General features: G+C 63.5%; 17 protein-coding genes. 10 read left to right on the top strand and 7 right to left on the bottom strand.

What is annotated here, in order from left to right:
• Nucleotides 1–97: 97 nt before the first annotated feature.
• The 7 genes from PSH59_RS15750 to PSH59_RS15720 form a co-directional block, all read right to left on the bottom strand.
• On the bottom strand, nucleotides 98–436 hold the full coding sequence (locus tag PSH59_RS15750) for a Na+/H+ antiporter subunit G (RefSeq protein WP_248079553.1): 339 nt from the start codon (nucleotides 434–436) through the stop codon (nucleotides 98–100).
• The gene (locus PSH59_RS15745; protein ID WP_305393129.1) at nucleotides 433–711 is read right to left on the bottom strand and encodes a K+/H+ antiporter subunit F; all 279 of its coding nucleotides are present in this window, start codon (nucleotides 709–711) and stop codon (nucleotides 433–435) included. The genes PSH59_RS15750 and PSH59_RS15745 overlap by 4 nt, the downstream gene beginning before the upstream one ends.
• On the bottom strand, nucleotides 708–1,196 hold the full coding sequence (locus PSH59_RS15740; RefSeq protein WP_305393128.1) for a Na+/H+ antiporter subunit E: 489 nt from the start codon (nucleotides 1,194–1,196) through the stop codon (nucleotides 708–710). Before PSH59_RS15740 ends, PSH59_RS15745 begins: the two co-directional genes overlap by 4 nt.
• On the bottom strand, nucleotides 1,193–2,875 hold the full coding sequence (locus PSH59_RS15735) for a monovalent cation/H+ antiporter subunit D (protein ID WP_248079549.1): 1,683 nt from the start codon (nucleotides 2,873–2,875) through the stop codon (nucleotides 1,193–1,195). The genes PSH59_RS15740 and PSH59_RS15735 overlap by 4 nt, the downstream gene beginning before the upstream one ends.
• Complete coding sequence (locus tag PSH59_RS15730) at nucleotides 2,872–3,216, bottom strand: Na+/H+ antiporter subunit C (RefSeq protein ID WP_003192163.1); 345 nt, start codon at nucleotides 3,214–3,216, stop codon at nucleotides 2,872–2,874. The genes PSH59_RS15735 and PSH59_RS15730 overlap by 4 nt, the downstream gene beginning before the upstream one ends.
• A complete protein-coding gene (locus tag PSH59_RS15725; protein WP_305393127.1) occupies nucleotides 3,216–6,137 on the bottom strand; it encodes a monovalent cation/H+ antiporter subunit A in 2,922 nt (973 codons plus the stop codon). The genes PSH59_RS15730 and PSH59_RS15725 overlap by 1 nt, the downstream gene beginning before the upstream one ends.
• Before the next feature lie 167 nt (nucleotides 6,138–6,304).
• On the bottom strand, nucleotides 6,305–7,234 hold the full coding sequence (locus PSH59_RS15720; protein WP_305393126.1) for a DMT family transporter: 930 nt from the start codon (nucleotides 7,232–7,234) through the stop codon (nucleotides 6,305–6,307).
• A gap of 93 nt (nucleotides 7,235–7,327) precedes the next feature.
• On the opposite strand from PSH59_RS15720, the gene PSH59_RS15715 reads away from it, so the two are divergent.
• The 10 genes from PSH59_RS15715 (at nucleotide 7,328) to PSH59_RS15670 (ending at nucleotide 16,653) form a co-directional block, all read left to right on the top strand.
• A complete protein-coding gene (locus PSH59_RS15715; RefSeq protein ID WP_305393125.1) occupies nucleotides 7,328–7,891 on the top strand; it encodes a helix-turn-helix domain-containing protein in 564 nt (187 codons plus the stop codon).
• 154 nt (nucleotides 7,892–8,045) lie between these two features.
• On the top strand, nucleotides 8,046–9,242 hold the full coding sequence (locus tag PSH59_RS15710; protein ID WP_305393124.1) for an SfnB family sulfur acquisition oxidoreductase: 1,197 nt from the start codon (nucleotides 8,046–8,048) through the stop codon (nucleotides 9,240–9,242).
• A 10-nt stretch (nucleotides 9,243–9,252) separates the two neighbouring features.
• Nucleotides 9,253–9,579, top strand: a complete 327-nt coding sequence (locus PSH59_RS15705; RefSeq protein WP_248079544.1) for an acyl-CoA dehydrogenase — start codon at nucleotides 9,253–9,255, stop codon at nucleotides 9,577–9,579.
• The gene (locus tag PSH59_RS15700; protein WP_305393123.1) at nucleotides 9,579–10,976 is read left to right on the top strand and encodes an LLM class flavin-dependent oxidoreductase; all 1,398 of its coding nucleotides are present in this window, start codon (nucleotides 9,579–9,581) and stop codon (nucleotides 10,974–10,976) included. The genes PSH59_RS15705 and PSH59_RS15700 overlap by 1 nt, the downstream gene beginning before the upstream one ends.
• A complete protein-coding gene (locus tag PSH59_RS15695; protein ID WP_305393122.1) occupies nucleotides 10,973–11,821 on the top strand; it encodes an AMP-binding protein in 849 nt (282 codons plus the stop codon). Before PSH59_RS15700 ends, PSH59_RS15695 begins: the two co-directional genes overlap by 4 nt.
• Nucleotides 11,818–12,588 carry an ABC transporter ATP-binding protein gene (locus tag PSH59_RS15690; RefSeq protein WP_305393121.1) on the top strand — a complete coding sequence of 257 codons (771 nt, stop codon included), beginning with the start codon at nucleotides 11,818–11,820 and terminating at the stop codon, nucleotides 12,586–12,588. Before PSH59_RS15695 ends, PSH59_RS15690 begins: the two co-directional genes overlap by 4 nt.
• Nucleotides 12,588–13,469, top strand: coding sequence for a branched-chain amino acid ABC transporter permease (locus PSH59_RS15685; protein ID WP_305393120.1), 882 nt, complete (start codon nucleotides 12,588–12,590; stop codon nucleotides 13,467–13,469). Before PSH59_RS15690 ends, PSH59_RS15685 begins: the two co-directional genes overlap by 1 nt.
• 4 nt (nucleotides 13,470–13,473) lie before the next feature.
• Nucleotides 13,474–14,523: a branched-chain amino acid ABC transporter permease gene (locus tag PSH59_RS15680; protein ID WP_248079535.1), complete on the top strand. Its 1,050-nt coding sequence runs from the start codon at nucleotides 13,474–13,476 to the stop codon at nucleotides 14,521–14,523.
• A gap of 18 nt (nucleotides 14,524–14,541) precedes the next feature.
• Complete coding sequence (locus PSH59_RS15675; RefSeq protein ID WP_248079533.1) at nucleotides 14,542–15,882, top strand: ABC transporter substrate-binding protein; 1,341 nt, start codon at nucleotides 14,542–14,544, stop codon at nucleotides 15,880–15,882.
• Nucleotides 15,883–15,885: 3 nt separating this feature from the next.
• Nucleotides 15,886–16,653: an ABC transporter ATP-binding protein gene (locus tag PSH59_RS15670; protein ID WP_248079531.1), complete on the top strand. Its 768-nt coding sequence runs from the start codon at nucleotides 15,886–15,888 to the stop codon at nucleotides 16,651–16,653.
• The last annotated feature ends 7 nt before the right edge of the window (nucleotides 16,654–16,660 follow it).

The raw sequence follows: 16,660 nt of genomic DNA, 5'->3' as shown, positions 1-16,660 counted from the left end.
GTTCGGGGTTTTTTTTCGCTGTAAAACCGGCCGACAACCCTAAAACGGCGTTGGAAATGGCTGCGATCCAACCGTAGAAGGGTGCGCGTCTCAGCGCTCAGCGGCGGCTGCTGACCTCGGCCGGCACATCATCACCGGCCATGCGCTTGCGAAACAGCGCCGTCCGTGCCAACAGCAACGTGGTCACGGGCACGGTGATCGACAACAAAATCGGGATCAACCAGCCATGCAATACCGGCCCGGATTTGAGCACCGAAAAATAGATGATCGAAGCCAGCGCCACGCACCACGCGCCCAACGTCGAGGCCAGTGCCGGTGGGTGCATGCGCTGAAAGAAGTCTTTCATGCGCAGCAAGCCAATCGCGCCGATCAGTGCGAACACGCTGCTCAACACCAGCAGCAGCGCGACGACGATTTCCATCCATAACGGCATCATTCAATCACCTCCCCACGCAGCAGGAATTTGGCCAGAGCAAACGAGCCCACGAAGCCGAACAGCGCGATCAACAGCGCCGCTTCAAAGTAAGTGTCACTGGCGTAACGAATGCCCAGCACCAGCATCATCAGCATCGCCAGGATGTACAGGTAGTCCAGCGCCAGGACGCGGTCCTGGGCCGAAGGGCCTTTGAATAGGCGGATCAGCGTCAGCACCATGGCCAGGGAGAACAGGAACAGGCCGAACAAAATTGCATTGGAGAGCAGGGCACTCATTCGAAGATCTCCATCAGAGGCCGTTCGTAGGCGCTTTTGAAATGGGCGATGAAGGCCGCTTCGTCCTCCAGATCGAAGACGTGCAACAGCAGGATGCTGCGGTCCAGGGCCAGTTCCGACCAGATGGTGCCGGGCACCACGGTGGTGATCATCGACAGGGCTGCCAGACCGTTGGCGTCACGCAGGTCTAGGGGGATCTTGATAAAGCGCGAGCGCGGTGGCCGCGAGCCGCAGGTGAGCACGCCCCAGGCCACTTGCAGGTTGGAGATGATCACATCGCGACCGACCAACAAGAACAGGCGGATGATCATGCCGGGGCGGCGGATGCGGATCGGCAGCGGACGCAGCGGCGCCATCAGCAGCGGCGCAAGAACACCCATTAAGGCGCCGAGCAGCAGGTTGCCGGGGCTGACCGACAGGTTGAGCACCAGCCACAGCACCCACAGGGCCAGCGATAGCCACGGAGCAGGGAGCAGGCGGTTCATGGCTGTACCTCCATGGCGGCGGTCTTGGCTTCAGGGCTCGGCACCGGTCGCGTGGCCATTACGGCCATCACGTAACGCTCCGGGTTGTTCAGGCTGTCGGCGGTGGCCTGGGTGTAGCGCATCAACGGTTCGGCCTTGAAGGTCAGCAGAATGCTCAGGCCCAGCAGGAAGAAGATCGGCACGCACTCGTAGCGGCGCAGCAACGGCGATGGGCGCTCCTCTGGGGTCCAGAAGCGCTGGATGCCCAGGCGGGCGAAAGCGATCAACGAGGCCAGGCCGGACAGGATCAGCAATGCCATCAGGCCCCATGCCGCAGGGCGAATCGGGCCTTCCAGGCCGCTGCCCAGGCCCAATGGGTTGACCAGCGCGCTCAACAGGCTGAGCTTGCCGATAAATCCGGACAATGGCGGCATACCAATGATCAGCAGCGCGCAGGCGACAAAGCTCAAGCCAAGGAAGGCCATGGTCCACGGAATCACCTGGCCGATCACGGCTTTCTGCTCGTCATCCAGGTTCACCCCAGGGCGCGGATGCAGGGACTCCATGGCTTTGGGCAGCGCATCGATTTCCTCATCCAGCGGCAGGTCATTGGCCGAGCGCGAACGCTCGATCAGCTCGGCCAGCAGGAATAGCGCACTCAACGCCAGCGTCGAGCTGACCAGATAGAACAGCGCTCCAGCGGTCAGGCTCGGCTGGGCAAAACCCACCGCCGACAGCAGGATCCCGGCCGACACCAGAATGCTCAGGCTGGCCATCCGCTCGAGCCGCTGCGCCGCCAGCATCGCCAGCCCCGCGCAGACGATGGTGGCCATGCCGCCGTACACCAGCCAGTCGCCGCCAAACAACGCCGACGCGCCGGCCTGACCGGAGAACAGCAAGGTCCACAGGCGCAGCACGGTGTACACGCCGACTTTGGTCATGATCGCAAACATCGCCGCCACCGGCGCACTGGCCGAGGAATAGGCAGGGGCCAGCCAGAAGTTCAGTGGCCACATGCCGGCCTTGGCCAGGAAGGCGGTGGCCAGGATGGCCGCGCCGGCATGCAGCAGGCCGCGGTCAGCTTCGGGGACTAACGGGATCTTCAGCGCCAGGTCGGCGAAGTTCAGCGTACCGGTGACGCCATAGACCATCGCCGCGCCAATCAGGAACAGCGACGAGGCCAGCAGGTTGATCGCGATGTAATGCAGCCCCGACGACACCCGCGCGCGGCCCGAGCCGTGCAGCATCAAGCCGTAGGAGGCCGCGAGCAGCACCTCGAAAAACACGAACAGGTTGAACAGGTCGGCGGTGAGGAAGGCGCCGTACAGGCCCATCATCTGCACCTGAAACAACGCATGGAAGCTGGTGCCGGCCCGGTCCCAGCGGGCCATGGCGAACAGCAGCGCACTCACGCCGATGATCCCGGTCAGCACCAGCATCAGCGCCGACAGCTGGTCCACCACCAGCACAATGCCGAACGGCACCTGCCAGTTGCCCGGTAGGTACACGCCGACGGAGCCCGGGCCGCCTTGTTGCGTCCAGTACAGCAGCAACACCGCGATGCCCAGGCCGATCAGGCTGGAGAACAGATTGATCTTGGCTTTGAGCGGGCGACGCTTTTCGCCGAGCATCAACATCAGCCCGGCGGTGAGCAGGGGCAGCAGGATCGGGGCGACGATCAGTTGGTTGACCCAATTCATTCCTTGGGCTCCCGGCCGTCCACGTGGTCCGTGCCGGTCAGTCCGCGGGACGCCAGCAGCACCACCAGGAATAATGCGGTCATGGCGAAGCTGATCACGATGGCCGTGAGTACCAGCGCCTGGGGCAACGGGTCGGTGTAGTTGAGCAGGTCCTGCGGCACGCCGTCCTTAATGATCGGCTCCTTGCCGATAAACAGGCTGCCCATACTGAAAATGAACAGGTTGACCCCATACGACAACAGGCACAGGCCCATCACCACCTGGAATGTCCGTGGGCGCAGGATCAACCAGACGCCGGAGGCCGCCAGGACCCCAATGGCAATTGCGATGACTTCTTCCATCAGGCGGCTCCTTCCGTTACGGCGACGACTTTGGTCTGATTGCTCGGTTTGTGCGCGCGCACCGATTGGTGGCCCAGGGCGGTGAGCATCAGCAGGGTTGAACCGACTACCATCGCGTACACGCCGACGTCGAAGAACAACGCGCTGGCGACATGAATATCCCCGAGCACCGGCAGGCTGAAATGCCAGGTGTGGGTGGTGAGGAACGGGTACCCGACAAACAGTGCGCCGAGCCCGGTCAGGGTCGCCGACAGCAGGCCGAAGCCCATCCAGCGCATCGGCCGCAGGCTCATCTGCGCTTCGACCCACTGCGTACCGGCCACCATGTATTGCAGGATGAACGCCACCGACATCACCAACCCGGCGACAAAACCGCCGCCCGGTTGATTGTGGCCGCGCATGAACAGGTAGAACGACACCACCAGCGCGATCGGTAGCAGCAGGCGTACCAGAACCGCCGGCACCATCATGAAGCCCAGGGCGGTGTCGCTGGCCTGGCGCGGGTTGACCAGATCAGTGGCCACGTCCGGTGCCAGTTGGCGCTGTTGCGCGGGCAGTTGCATGCTTTCCTTGGACGGGCGGAAGCGCCGCAGCAGGGCATACACGGTGAGCGCCACCGCGCCGAGCACGGTGATCTCGCCCAGCGTGTCGAAACCGCGGAAGTCCACCAGCATCACGTTCACCACATTGCTGCCGCCGCCTTCGGGCAGGGCACGGCTCAAGTAGAACGACGAGATGTCGTTGGGCGTCTGGCGCGTCAGCATCGCGTAGGACAGCAGCGCCATGCCGCCGCCCACCACGGTGGACAGCAGGAAGTCGCGCAGGCGGCGAATGCGCGCCTTGCGCAGCGAACCGGGCAGTGGCGACACCTCCTCGATCCGCCGAGGCAGCCAGCGCAGGCCGAGCAGGATCAGCACGGTGGTCACCACCTCGACCACCAATTGCGTCAACGCCAGGTCCGGCGCCGAGAACCAGACGAAGGTGACGCAGGTCATCAGGCCGCACACGCTGACCATGGTCAGGGCCGCCAGCCGGTGATATTTGGCCTGCCAGGCGGCGCCCAGGGCGCATGCGATCGCCAGCAGCCATAGGGTGACGAAGACGATGGAACCCGGAATTTTCGGGCGGTCGCCCCAACTGAGGCCACTGTTGAGCATCGGCACCGTGGCCCCGACCACCGCCACCAGTACCAGCAGGAACAATTGGGTTTGCAGGCGCTTGGTGCTGATGCGTTTCTCGATCTTGCGCACCCCGCGCATCATCACCACCAGGCTGCGCTCGAACATGCGCTTGCCGTTGAAGTAGCTGATGACCGGCGGGTACTTGAAGCGCCCGCGCTTAAGCTGTTTGCGCAGCATCAGGTAGAGCACCACGCCGCCGGTCATGGCCACCAGGCTCATGATCATCGGTGCGTTCCAGCCGTGCCAGATCGCCAGGCTGTACTCGGGCAGTACACCGCCCACCACGGGCAGGGCGGCGGCAGCGAGGATCGAGCCGACTACCTGGGCCGGGAATATCCCCACCAACAGGCAGGTGAACACCAGCAACTCAACCGGCGCGCGCATCCAGCGTGGCGGTTCGTGAGGCGTGTGGGGCAGGTCGGTGGCAGGCGGGCCGAAGAACACATCGACGGTAAAACGCAGGGCGTACGCCACGCTGAAGGTGCCGGCGATGGTTGCAATCATCGGCAGGGCGATTTCCACCCACTGGGTTGCCGAGATAAACACGGTTTCGGCGAAGAACATCTCTTTGGACAGGAAACCATTGAGCAATGGCACGCCGGCCATCGACGCACTGGCCACCATGGCCAGGGTTGCGGTAAACGGGATCAGCTTGACCAGGCCGCTGAGCTTGCGGATATCCCGAGTGCCGCTTTCGTGGTCGATGATGCCCGCCGCCATGAACAGCGAGGCCTTGAAGGTGGCATGGTTGAGGATATGGAACACCGCCGCGACAGCGGCCAGCGGGCTGTTGAGCCCCAACAGCAATGTGATCAGCCCGAGGTGGCTGATGGTGGAGTAGGCCAGCAGGCCTTTGAGGTCGTTCTGGAACATGGCGCAATAAGCGCCGAGGAGGAGGGTGAGCGCGCCGGCACCGCCGACGATCCAAAACCATTCTTCGCTGCCCGACAGCGACGGCCACAGGCGGGCCAGCAGGAACACGCCGGCCTTCACCATCGTCGCCGAGTGCAGATAGGCCGAAACCGGGGTGGGTGCCGCCATGGCGTGAGGCAGCCAGAAGTGGAACGGGAACTGCGCGCTTTTGCTCAAGGCGCCAATCAGCACCAGCACGAGCATTACCGGATACAGCGAATGCGCGCGGATCTGCGCGCCCGCCGCCAGCACCTGGTCCAGGTCATAGCTGCCGACGATATGCCCCAGCAGCATCACCCCGGCCAGCAGGCACAGACCGCCCGCGCCGGTGACCATCAACGCCATGTAGGCACCGCGTCGTGCGTCGGAGCGGTGATGCCAATAGCCGATCAACAGGAACGAGAACAGGCTGGTCAGTTCCCAGAAAAACACGATCTGGACCAGGTTGCCGGAGATCACCAGACCGAGCATGGCGCCCATAAAGGCCAGGAAAAACGCGAAGAATCGCGGCACCGGGTCGTCCGGTGACATGTAGTAGCGCGCATACAGCGATACCAGCGCGCCGATGCCGAGCACCAGCATCGAGAACAGCCAGGCGAAGCCATCCATGCGCAACACGAAGTTAAGGCCGAGGCTGGGCAGCCACGTGAATTCTTCGCGGATCACGCCACCGTAGGCGATCTGGGGGTAGAGCAGGGCAACTTGAACGGTCCCGACCAGGGCGACAAGGCCGGCCAGCAGGGATTCGGTGTTACGTGCGTTGTGCGGCAGCAAGGCCGCCAGACAGCTGCCAATGAACGGCAGAAGCAGTAGAACTATCAGGGACATAGGCTTCTAATCTGCGGGAGTTTGGGATGCATCATACGTGCCGCTTTCTCGATCACCAAACGGCAAGATGTGGCAGGATCCTACGGAGGCAGTAGAAAGCAGCTACAAGTTATACGCTGCAAGCTCCCGACCGAGCGTATATGGCTTGCAGCGCGCAACTCAACCTATCACCCCAGATTCTTCGGCTCCACAACGTCTTGCGCATCGCCAGCTTCCGAGCTGCTCCTCTTCATCTCACTCACAATCACCGCCATCACGATCAAGGCCGCCCCCAGCATCGCAATCGGCGGGAAGCGCTCCCCGGCGATTCGCCCAACGACCCCGGCCCACACCGGCTCGCCGGCATAAATCAAGGTGGCGCGGGTCGGCGAGACACTTTGCTGCGCCCAGTTCATCGCCACCTGGATCACCGCGCTGGTCAAGCCCAGGCCCATCGCGCTGAACAGCAGCAACCACGAAAACCCCGGCAGCGCCTCGCCCATCGGTACCACCATCAAAAACGACAACAGCGAAGCGGTGGCCAGTTGCACCACGGTGACCCGACGCACATCCACCTGCCCGGCAAAGGCGCTTATCAGGATGATTTCGGCGGCAATCGCGATGGCGCCGATCAGGGTGGCGATTTCACCAGGGCTGAAATTCAGCGAGGCCCCCGCCGGCCCGGTCAACAGCATCAACCCGGCAAACGCCAGCATGATGCCGATGCTGGGCATCAGGCCCGGACGACGGCCCAGTACCAGCCATTGCAGCAACGGCACAAACGGCACATACAGCGCGGTGATAAACGCCGACTGGCTGCTTAGGATCGTTTGCAGGCCAATGGTCTGCAAGCCGTAGCCAAACATGATCGCCACGCCGATAAACACCCCCGCCTTCAATTCAAACAAGGTCAGATCGCGCAGCGTACGCAAAGAAAAGAAGCCGACCACAATCGCCGCTGCGGCAAAACGCAGACCCACGAAAAACATCGGCCCGCTCACGGTCATGGCGTGCTGTACCAGCAAAAACGTGCCGCCCCAGATCATGGTGATGAACACCAGAATGCATTCGGCTTTACTGAAGCGGTTAAAACGCGAAGAGGAGGTCGGGCTGGTCATGGCGGCTCTGGTCTTGCAAGGGAAAGGCACGGACCGCACAATGCGCCGCACGCTGGGCAGTATACTGCGCACACCCACCCACTGAGCAATATAGTGCACAAAGAAAATCCACACCGGGCTTCGGTCCTGCAACACGTCAGCCAGAACGTGCGTCGCCTGCGCCACGCCGCCGACCTGAGCCAGACCGCGCTTTCGGAAAAGTCCGGGGTGAGCCGGCGCATGCTGGTGGCCATCGAAGCCGGCGAGAAAAACGTCAGCCTGTCGACCCTCGACCGCGTGGCCGAAGCGCTGGAGGTGGCCTTCAGCGACCTGATCCAGGCGCCGGATGCGCCCGACCACAGCCGTATCAACGAGCTGGCCTGGGCCGGCGAGATCCCCGGCAGTAAAGCCGTGCTGCTGGCCAAAGCCACTGCGCGCCGTGAAGTCGAGTTGTGGGAGATGCGCCTGGAGCCGGGCGATTGTTACAGCCCGGACCCCGACCCGGAAGGCTGGAGCGTGCAGGTGTTTGTGTTCGAAGGTTGCCTGACGCTGCTGGTGGGGAATGAAGAAAACCGGGTCGCCGCGGGTGAGTTTTTCATGTTTGCCAGCCGCCAGGTCCATGGCTATCGCAATGAAGGTGAGGTGGCCGTGCGCTTCGTTCGCAACGTGGTGCTTTAACTGTCCGCCAGGCAACAGTGGATGCACAGTTTGCTGGTTTGAGCCGCGCTCGGCGCCGCCGATTGACCAGCAACCCGCTGATTTTATTGATGATTAAGTTCAGGCACGACTCCTGCAATCACCCAGGTATTCCCTCGGAGCCTGGAGTCGGCCCATGTCAGCCCACCCTCAACACCCTGCCCATCTCATCCGCTCTGACGCGCAAGCCATCGAGGTCGCCACCCGGCTGGCCGCGCGCTTTGCCGTCGACGCCAGCGCGCGCGACCGCGAGCGACGCCTGCCGGTGGCCGAACTCGATGAGTTTTCCGCCAGCGGCCTGTGGGGTATCACCGTACCCAAGGCCTATGGCGGCGCCGGTGTGTCCTATGTAACCGTGGCCGAGGTGATCAAGTTGATCTCCGCCGCCGACCCGTCCCTGGGGCAGATTCCGCAGAATCACCTCGGTGTGGTGGATATCCTGTTGCAAACCGGCACCGAGGCCCAAAAGCGCTATTACTTCGACAAGGTGCTGGCGGGCTACCGTTTCGGCAACGCTTTCTCCGAGGCCAACAGCAAAAACGCCGGGACCTTTGATACCCAGATTCGGTTTGACGGCGACAGGGCGTACATCCACGGCGAAAAGTTCTACTGCACCGGCGCGTTGTTCGCCCACATCGTGCCCACCGTAGGAAACAACGAGCAGGGCCAGGCGTTTATCGGCTTCGTCGAACGTGATGCACCTGGCCTCACAGTGATCGACAACTGGGACGGTTTCGGCCAACGCACCACCGCCAGCGGTGGCGTGATCCTCGACGGGGTGAGCGTGCCGTTGAGCGCGGTGATCCCCGCCCATCTGGCGTTTGACCAGCCCACCGCCGATGGCCCGATTTCGCAGATCATTCAGGCGGCGGTCGACACCGGCATCGCCTTGGGCGCACTTGAACAGGCCAAGATCTACGCCCGCCAGGCACGGCCGTGGATCGACAGTCAGCAGGAGCACGGCTGGCAAGACCCGTTCACCATTGCCGCCATCGGCGACCTGGAGTGGCGCGTGCACGGCACCGAGGCGATCCTGGCCAAGGCCGGCATCGCGGTGGACCAGGCTCTGGCGCAACCCAATGAAGACACCGTGGCCAACGCCTCGCTGGTGGTGGCTCAGGCCAAAGTGCTCTCGGCCGAAACCGCCTTGCTCGCCAGCAGCAAGCTGTTCGAACTGGCCGGCACCCGTTCGGTCACGTCCAAGCACAACCTCGACCGCTTCTGGCGCAACGCACGCACCCACACCCTGCACGACCCGGCCCGCTGGAAATACCACCTGATCGGCAACTTCGTGCTCAACGGCGTTAAACCTGCGCGCCACGCCTGGAACTGAGGACCTGACCATGACCGCACTGACCCTCGCCCGCCAACTGCTGGACAGCACCCGTCGCCATGTCGAACACAGCGACGACCCCTACGTCATCAGCCGTTTCGGCGACTTGCAGATCCGCGTCGACGTCGCCGCCGCCTTGCTTGAACGCGCCGCCAGCCATCCGAGCCCGGTGGCCGCCACCGAGGCGCAAATCGCCGCCGCCGAAGCCCTGATTGCCACCAGCAATGCTGAATTCGAACTCACCGGCCAACGCACGACGTTGCCATCAACCCTGGATGACCCCTTGCGCTGGAAATACCAGGTCGTCGGCAACTACCACCTCAACGGAGTGTTGTGATGCCCCGTGAAATCCGCTTGAACGCCTTCGACATGAACTGCGTGGGCCACCAATCGCCCGGCCTGTGGGCACACCCGCGTGACCGTTCGTGGCAGTACAAAGACCTCGACTACTGGACCGACCTGGCCAAAATCCTTGAGCGCGGCAAGTTCGACGGCCTGTTCATCGCCGACGTGCTGGGCATCTACGACGTGTACAACGGCAACGGTGACGCGGCGATTCGCCAAGCCACCCAGGTGCCGGTCAACGACCCGCTGTCGTTGATCGCGCCGATGGCACTGGTCACCGAGCACCTGGGGTTTGGCCTCACGGCGTCATTGTCCTTCGAGCACCCGTACCCGTTTGCCCGCCGTCTTTCGACCCTGGACCACCTGACCAAGGGCCGCATCGGCTGGAACATCGTGACGTCCTATCTGGAAAGCGGCGCCAAGAACCTCGGGCAGAAGGCCCAGACCGAACATGACGCGCGCTATGACTATGCCGAGGAATACCTGGAGGTTTGCTACAAACTCTGGGAAGGCAGTTGGGAGGAGGGCGCAGTGCTGCGTGACCGCGAGCGTCGGGTGTTCAGCGACCCGAGCAAAATCCACGAGATCCGTCACGTCGGCAAACACTTCCAGGTGCCCGGCATTCATCTGTGCGAGCCGTCCCCGCAACGCACGCCGGTGCTGTATCAGGCTGGGGCCTCCAGCCGCGGCAAACAGTTCGCCGCCGAGCAGGCCGAGTGCGTGTTTGTCGCCGCGCCGTCCAAGGTGCTGCTGAAAAAGACCGTCGCCGATATCCGCCGCCGTGCCGCCGAGGCCGGGCGTGATCCGAAGAAAATTCTGATCTTCAATCTGCAGACGGTGATCGTCGACGAGACCGACGCCAAGGCCAAGGCCAAGTTCGACGACTACAAGTCCTACGTCAGCTACGAAGGGGCGATGGCGCTGATCTCCGGCTGGACCGGCATCGACTTCAGCCAGTTCAAGCCCAACGAGCCGCTTAAACACGTGCACACCAACGCGATTCAGTCAGCGGTGGAGGCCTTCTCCACGGCGGACCCGAACAAGGTCTGGACGCCGAGCGAACTGGCCGACTGGGTGGGTATCGGCGGTTTTGGCCCGCTGTTCGTCGGCGGCCCGCAGACCGTCGCCGACCTGTTGCAGGAGTGGGCGGAGGAAACCGACGTGGACGGTTTCAACCTGGCCTATGCGCTGACCCACGAAACCTTTATCGACGCCGTGGAGTGGCTGGTGCCGGAGCTGCAAAAGCGCGGTGTGTACAAGACCGAATACGCCCAGGGCACCTTGCGCGAGAAATTGTTTGGCGACGGCGCGCGCTTGGCCGGCAACCACCCCGGCGCCGGCTACCGCGACCTGTCAGGCGCATCTCTCACCAGGAGCCTCACTCTATGAGCCTGCACGAACCAACGGCCCTTCTGGCACACCTGCGCCAGTGGGCGCAACTCACGCCCCTGCACATCGCCCTGCGCCACAAGCGCCAGGGCCAGTGGTACGCCTGGCGCTGGATCGACACCTTGCGTGACGTCGAACGCCTGGCCGCTGGTTTGCGCCAGCAAGGGTTCAGTGAACAGTCCCGCCTGGTGCTCAGCGGCGCCCTTGAGCCGAACCTGCTGTTGCTGGCGTTGGCGGCCCAGTCCATCGGTGCGCAGGTGCTGACGCTGGCCGATCATCTCGATCCGCAGGCGCTGGAGCAACAACTGTGGCGCATTCATCCCAGCCACGCCTACGTCCAGGGTCGCCAGCGTGATTGGACCTTCACCCAGCGGTTGGACTTCGCGCAACTGCTGGGTCCGGTCGACCCGGCGCAGCATCTGCAGCGCTGGCGGCAGCCGGCTGCTGACGCCGTGTTGTGGAGCGAGGAGGGCACCGGCTGGGAAGGGGGGCTTGCCGTGGTGCTGGAGCAATGGCTAAGCAGCGGCAACGGCCTGGCCTTTCCAGAGAACCTGGCCTCGGCGCGGCGTGACCGCAGCGAAGTGGCGCCCACCGGTTTGCTGTTCTCGCCCGAGCGCCTGCAGCACCTGGCCGACGACATCGAAAGCCGCCTCGCGCCCCAGGGGACCTGGCGCCGACGCCTGTGCGACTGGGCGATCGCCGAGCCGCAAGGCGGCCTGCGCCGGTTGATCAAGCACCGCGTGCGCACCCTGTTGGGTTTTCAGCGCCTGACTTTTATCTGGCAGCCGCTCAAGACCACTGCCGAGCCGACCTGGTTGGCCGAACTCAAACGGGACATCGCATGAGCCAGGCCATTCTCCAGGTGCGGGATATCTCCCTGTCGTTCAAAGGCGTCAAGGCCATCCATGCGTTGTCCTTCGAGGTGCGCCGCGGCGAGATCTGCGCGCTGATCGGGCCCAACGGCGCCGGTAAAAGCTCGCTGCTCAATGTCCTCAACGGCGTCTATCGTTTTGACGCCGGTGAGATCGTGTTTGAAGACCAGCACTTGCATCGCATCGACCCTTTGGGCGCCGCGCGGCGTGGCATTGGCCGCACCTTCCAGAACAACGCGCTGTTCAAAAAAATGAGCGTGCTCGACAACCTCCTCACCGGTCTGTCGCGGCATATGCGCACCACCTTTATCGAAGAGGCCCTGGGCTTGCCGCGCGCACGGCGTGAAGCCGAGGCATTTCGCCGACGTGCCCAGGGCATCCTCGAATTTCTGCACCTGCAAGCCCATCGCGATGTGCCCGTGGGCAATTTGTCCTATGGCCTGCAAAAGCGCGTGGAGTTGGGCCGCGCGCTGATCGCCGGGCCCAGCCTGTTGCTGCTCGACGAGCCGATGGCCGGGATGAACGCCGAAGAGAAACAGGACATGGCGCGCTTCGTCGCCGACGTCAATCGCGACCTGGGCACCACCGTGGTGTTGATCGAACACGACATGGGCGTGGTGATGGGCCTGTCGGACCATGTGGTAGTGCTCGACTACGGGCGCAAGGTCGGCGATGGCACCCCGGCAGAAGTACAGGCCAACCCCGAAGTGATCGCGGCGTATCTGGGAGCGGTGCACTGATGACGTTCTTCTTCGAAACCCTGCTCGGCGGGTTGCTTGCCGGGACTATGTACTCCCTGGTCGCCATCGGCTTCGTGCTGATCTACAAGGCCAGCGGCGTGTTCAATTTTGCCCAGGGCGCGATGCTGTTGTTTGCCGCGCTGACCTTCGTCAGCCTGCACGATCAAGGCGTACCGTTTGCCCTGGCGCTGCTGCTGACGGTGCTGGTGATGATCGCCGGTGCCTGGCTGATTGAGCGGTTGGTGCTGCGCCCACTGGTGAACCGTTCGCAGATCACCTTGTTCATGGCCACCTTGGGTCTGTCGTTCATTGTCGAAGGCCTGGCCCAGGGTTTGATGGGCTCGCAGGTCCGTGCGCTGGACCTGGGCATTGACGACATACCGCTGTTTGTCGGGCCGCTGATGCTCAGCCAGTTCGACCTGATGGCCGCCGTTGTCGCGGTGGTGCTGGTGACGGTGCTCGCGCTGCTGTTCAACAAAACCCGCATCGGCGTGTCGTTGCGCGCGGTGGCGGATGACACCACGGCGGCGCTGTCCATCGGCATCAACCTCAACCGCATCTGGCAGATCGTCTGGGCAGTGGCCGGCATGGTCGGGCTGGTGGCCGGGCTGCTGTGGGGCGCGCGCCAGGGCGTGCAGTTTTCGCTGTCGCTGGTGGTGCTCAAGGCCTTGCCGGTGTTGATCATCGGCGGCTTTACCTCGATTGGCGGGGCCATCGTCGGCGGGCTGATTGTGGGCGCGGCGGAGAACCTCGCCGAGGTGTACATCGGCCCGCTGATCGGCGGCGGTATCACGCCGTGGTTCGCCTACGTACTGGCGTTGGCCTTCCTGTATATCCGCCCCGCCGGCCTGTTCGGCGAACGTGCCATTGAGCGAGTCTGAAACCATGTCGAGTCCTGTCGTTCAAGAAACCGCGCCGTTGGTGCTGATTCAACGGCGCCTGCCATGGGGCCTGCTCGGCCTGTTGGCGCTGGCCTTTGTCGTCGTGCCGCTGTGGGGCAATGACTATTGGCTCAATGCGATTCTGATCCCGTTTTTGGTGCTGTCCCTGGCGGGGCTGGGCCTGAATGTGCTGACCGGCTACACCGGGCAAACCTCGGTGGGCGCGGCGGGCTTTATGGCGGTGGGTGCGTTCGCCACCTATGGCTTTCTGCTGCGCCTGCCCGAGCTGGGCTTGCCGGTTGCGTTGCTCGGCGGCGGGGTGATCAGCGCACTGGTGGGCCTGCTGTTTGGCCTGCCCAGTTCGCGGATCAAGGGCTTCTACCTGATGGTCACCACCCTGGCCGCGCAGTTCTTTCTGGAGTGGCTGTTCGTCAAGTTTGCGTGGTTCTACAACTACGGCTCGTCGGGCACCATTTCCGCGCCGAAACTGGCGCTGTTCGGCCATGACCTCAACACGCCGCTGGGCCGCTACCTGCTGACCCTGGTCACGGTGCTGCTGTTGACCTGGACCGCCCTCAACCTGGTGCGCAGCCAGGTGGGGCGCAACTGGATGGCGATCCGCGACATGGACACCGCCGCAGCCGTGGTTGGTATTCCGGTGGCGCGCTACAAACGGCTGGCGTTTGCGGTCAGCTCGTTCTACCTCGGCATCGCCGGTGCGCTGTGGGCCTTTGCCTACCTGGGCACGGCCAGCGCCAGCAGCTTCGATATCAACCGCTCGTTCCAGATCCTGTTCATCATCATTATCGGTGGCATGGGCAGCATCGCCGGCAACTTCGTCGGCGCCGCGTTCATCAGCCTGCTGCCGATTTTTCTCAGCCACGCGGGGCAAGCCCTGTTTGGCGGTTCGGTGGACGCAGGGCAGTTGCAGAACCTGCAGAAAATCATCTTTGGCGTGCTGATCATCGTGTTCCTGATCAAGGAACCCGAGGGCCTGATTCGCCTGCTGCACAACCTTCGCCATCGGCTGCGTCACTGGCCGCTCCGTTTCTGACTGACTAAGAGAACTCCCATGCGTGCATCCTTGAAACGTTCCCTGGTCGGCGCCACGTTGGCGCTCGCCACCCTCGCCGGTGCCGTGCCCCAGGCCATCGCCGCCGCCGACCAGCAATTCTTCCCCCTGGCCACCTACCGCGTCGGCGCTTATGCCTCCAGCGGCGTGCAGGTGTGGGCCGGGATGATCGATTACCTGCGCTATATCAACGAGGTCGAAGGCGGCATCAACGGCGTGAAGCTGGTGTGGCAGGAGTGCGAGACCGAATGGACCGCGGAGAAGGGCATCGAGTGCTATGAGCGTTTCAAAAACGGCCTGGATGGCGCGCCGGTCGCGGTGTACCAACCCAACGGCGCACCGGCGGCCTATGCGCTGAGCGAGCGCGCCGAGGTGGACAAGATCCCGCTGATCACCCTGGGTTACGGGCGCACCGAGGCCACCGACGGCACAGTGTTCCCCTATAACTTCCCGGTGATGCTGACGTTCTACAGCGAGGCGTCCAGCCTGGTGAACTACATCGCCGGGCGCGAAGGCGGCTTCGATAAGCTCAAGGGCAAGAAGATCGCCACGGTTTACCACGACTCGGCCTACGGTCGCGAAACCCTCGGCCCGATGAAGTTGCTGGCCGAGAAGTACGGTTTTGAAAATATCCAGATCCCGGTGGCCGACCCCGGCAACGAACAATCGGCGCAATGGAGGCAGGTGCGCCAGGCCAACCCGGACTGGGTGTTCCTGCGGACCTGGGGCGTGTCGACCCCAGTTGCGGTGAAGACCGCCGCGCGCTTTGGCTTCCCGGTGGACCACATCATCGGCGATATCTGGGCCAGCTCCAGTGAAGACGTGCTGCCCGCCGGCGCCGCCGCCAAGGGTTACCTGGCGCTCACGCCATACCCGGCCGGGACCGATTTCGAGATCCACAGGCGCCTCAAGCAACACGTGCTCGACAAGGGCCACAGCGACCTCAAAGACCTGAAGAATTTCGGCAGCGTGTACTACAACTCCGGCCTGGTGAATGCCGCCGTGGCCGTCGAAGCGATCCGCACCGCCCAGGCCCGGTTCGGCAAACGTCCGCTCAATGGTGAAGAAGGCCGCTGGGGCCTGGAACATCTGAATATCGACGACGCGCGGCTTAAAGACATGGGCTACCTGGGCCTGATGCAGAACCTCAAGCTGTCCTGCCGTGACCATGAGGGCGGCGGTTCGGCGCGGGTGCAGCAGTGGGACGGGGCCAACTGGACGCTGATCAGCGACTGGATCGCCGCCGACCGCGCCTTGCTGCGCCCGCTGATCGACGAGAAGTCCGCCGCGTTCGCCAAGGAAAAAGGCCTGACGCCACGCACCTGCACCGGGGATGAATAAGCCATGAGCCAGCCTGCCAGCGAGTCCGTCAGCCCGTCGCTGCTGACGGTCAACGACATTGAAGTGATCTACGACGGCGCGATCCTGGCCGTTGCCGGGGTTTCGCTGAGCGTGCCCAAAGGCGCCATCGTCGCCTTGCTCGGAGCCAACGGCGCCGGCAAGAGCACCACCCTCAAAGCCATCTCCGGGCTGGTGCGGGCCGAGCGCGCCGAGGTCAGCCGGGGGGTGATCGAATACCAAGGCGCCGACCTAGCCGGTATCGACCCCAGCCGGCGAGTGCGCAACGGCATGGTGCACGTGCTGGAGGGCCGTCATGTGTTCGGCCAACTCACCGTGGAAGACAACCTGCGCAGCGGCGGCTTCGTGCGGCGCTTGAGCCGTAAGGACATGGCGCAGGATCTGGAGCGCATCTACGCCTGGTTCCCGCGGCTCAAGACCAAGCGCCACACCCGCGCGGGGCTCACCTCGGGCGGTGAGCAGCAGATGGTCGCGATTGGCCGTGCGTTGATGACCCGTCCTACTTTGGTACTGCTCGACGAGCCGTCCATGGGTTTGGCGCCTATGATCGTGCAGGAGATCTTCGAGATCATCGCGCAGCTCAACCGCGAGCAGCAGGTGAGCTTCCTGATCGCCGAACAGAACATCAACGTCGCGCTCACCTATGCGTCCTACGGTTATGTGCTGGATACTGGGCGCGTCGCGTTGAGCGGCAGCGCCGCGCACCTGCTGGCGCGCGGCGATCTGCATGATATTTACCTGGGTAAACAGTAAGGGCGAA

Source organism: Pseudomonas sp. FP2309 (assembly GCF_030687575.1).
GTDB lineage: Bacteria > Pseudomonadota > Gammaproteobacteria > Pseudomonadales > Pseudomonadaceae > Aquipseudomonas.
The sequence above is the reverse complement of the archived record's forward strand: the minus strand, read 5'-3'. Positions and strand labels throughout refer to the sequence as shown.

Coding starts and splice junctions, on each gene's coding strand:
- PSH59_RS15750 (WP_248079553.1), bottom strand. CDS start 436: ATGATGCCGTTATGGATGGAAATCGTCGTCGCGCTGCTGCTGGTGTTG.
- PSH59_RS15745 (WP_305393129.1), bottom strand. CDS start 711: ATGAGTGCCCTGCTCTCCAATGCAATTTTGTTCGGCCTGTTCCTGTTC.
- PSH59_RS15740 (WP_305393128.1), bottom strand. CDS start 1,196: ATGAACCGCCTGCTCCCTGCTCCGTGGCTATCGCTGGCCCTGTGGGTG.
- PSH59_RS15735 (WP_248079549.1), bottom strand. CDS start 2,875: ATGAATTGGGTCAACCAACTGATCGTCGCCCCGATCCTGCTGCCCCTG.
- PSH59_RS15730 (WP_003192163.1), bottom strand. CDS start 3,216: ATGGAAGAAGTCATCGCAATTGCCATTGGGGTCCTGGCGGCCTCCGGC.
- PSH59_RS15725 (WP_305393127.1), bottom strand. CDS start 6,137: ATGTCCCTGATAGTTCTACTGCTTCTGCCGTTCATTGGCAGCTGTCTG.
- PSH59_RS15720 (WP_305393126.1), bottom strand. CDS start 7,234: ATGACCAGCCCGACCTCCTCTTCGCGTTTTAACCGCTTCAGTAAAGCC.
- PSH59_RS15710 (WP_305393124.1), top strand. CDS start 8,046: ATGTCAGCCCACCCTCAACACCCTGCCCATCTCATCCGCTCTGACGCG.
- PSH59_RS15705 (WP_248079544.1), top strand. CDS start 9,253: ATGACCGCACTGACCCTCGCCCGCCAACTGCTGGACAGCACCCGTCGC.
- PSH59_RS15700 (WP_305393123.1), top strand. CDS start 9,579: ATGCCCCGTGAAATCCGCTTGAACGCCTTCGACATGAACTGCGTGGGC.
- PSH59_RS15695 (WP_305393122.1), top strand. CDS start 10,973: ATGAGCCTGCACGAACCAACGGCCCTTCTGGCACACCTGCGCCAGTGG.
- PSH59_RS15690 (WP_305393121.1), top strand. CDS start 11,818: ATGAGCCAGGCCATTCTCCAGGTGCGGGATATCTCCCTGTCGTTCAAA.
- PSH59_RS15685 (WP_305393120.1), top strand. CDS start 12,588: ATGACGTTCTTCTTCGAAACCCTGCTCGGCGGGTTGCTTGCCGGGACT.
- PSH59_RS15680 (WP_248079535.1), top strand. CDS start 13,474: ATGTCGAGTCCTGTCGTTCAAGAAACCGCGCCGTTGGTGCTGATTCAA.
- PSH59_RS15675 (WP_248079533.1), top strand. CDS start 14,542: ATGCGTGCATCCTTGAAACGTTCCCTGGTCGGCGCCACGTTGGCGCTC.
- PSH59_RS15670 (WP_248079531.1), top strand. CDS start 15,886: ATGAGCCAGCCTGCCAGCGAGTCCGTCAGCCCGTCGCTGCTGACGGTC.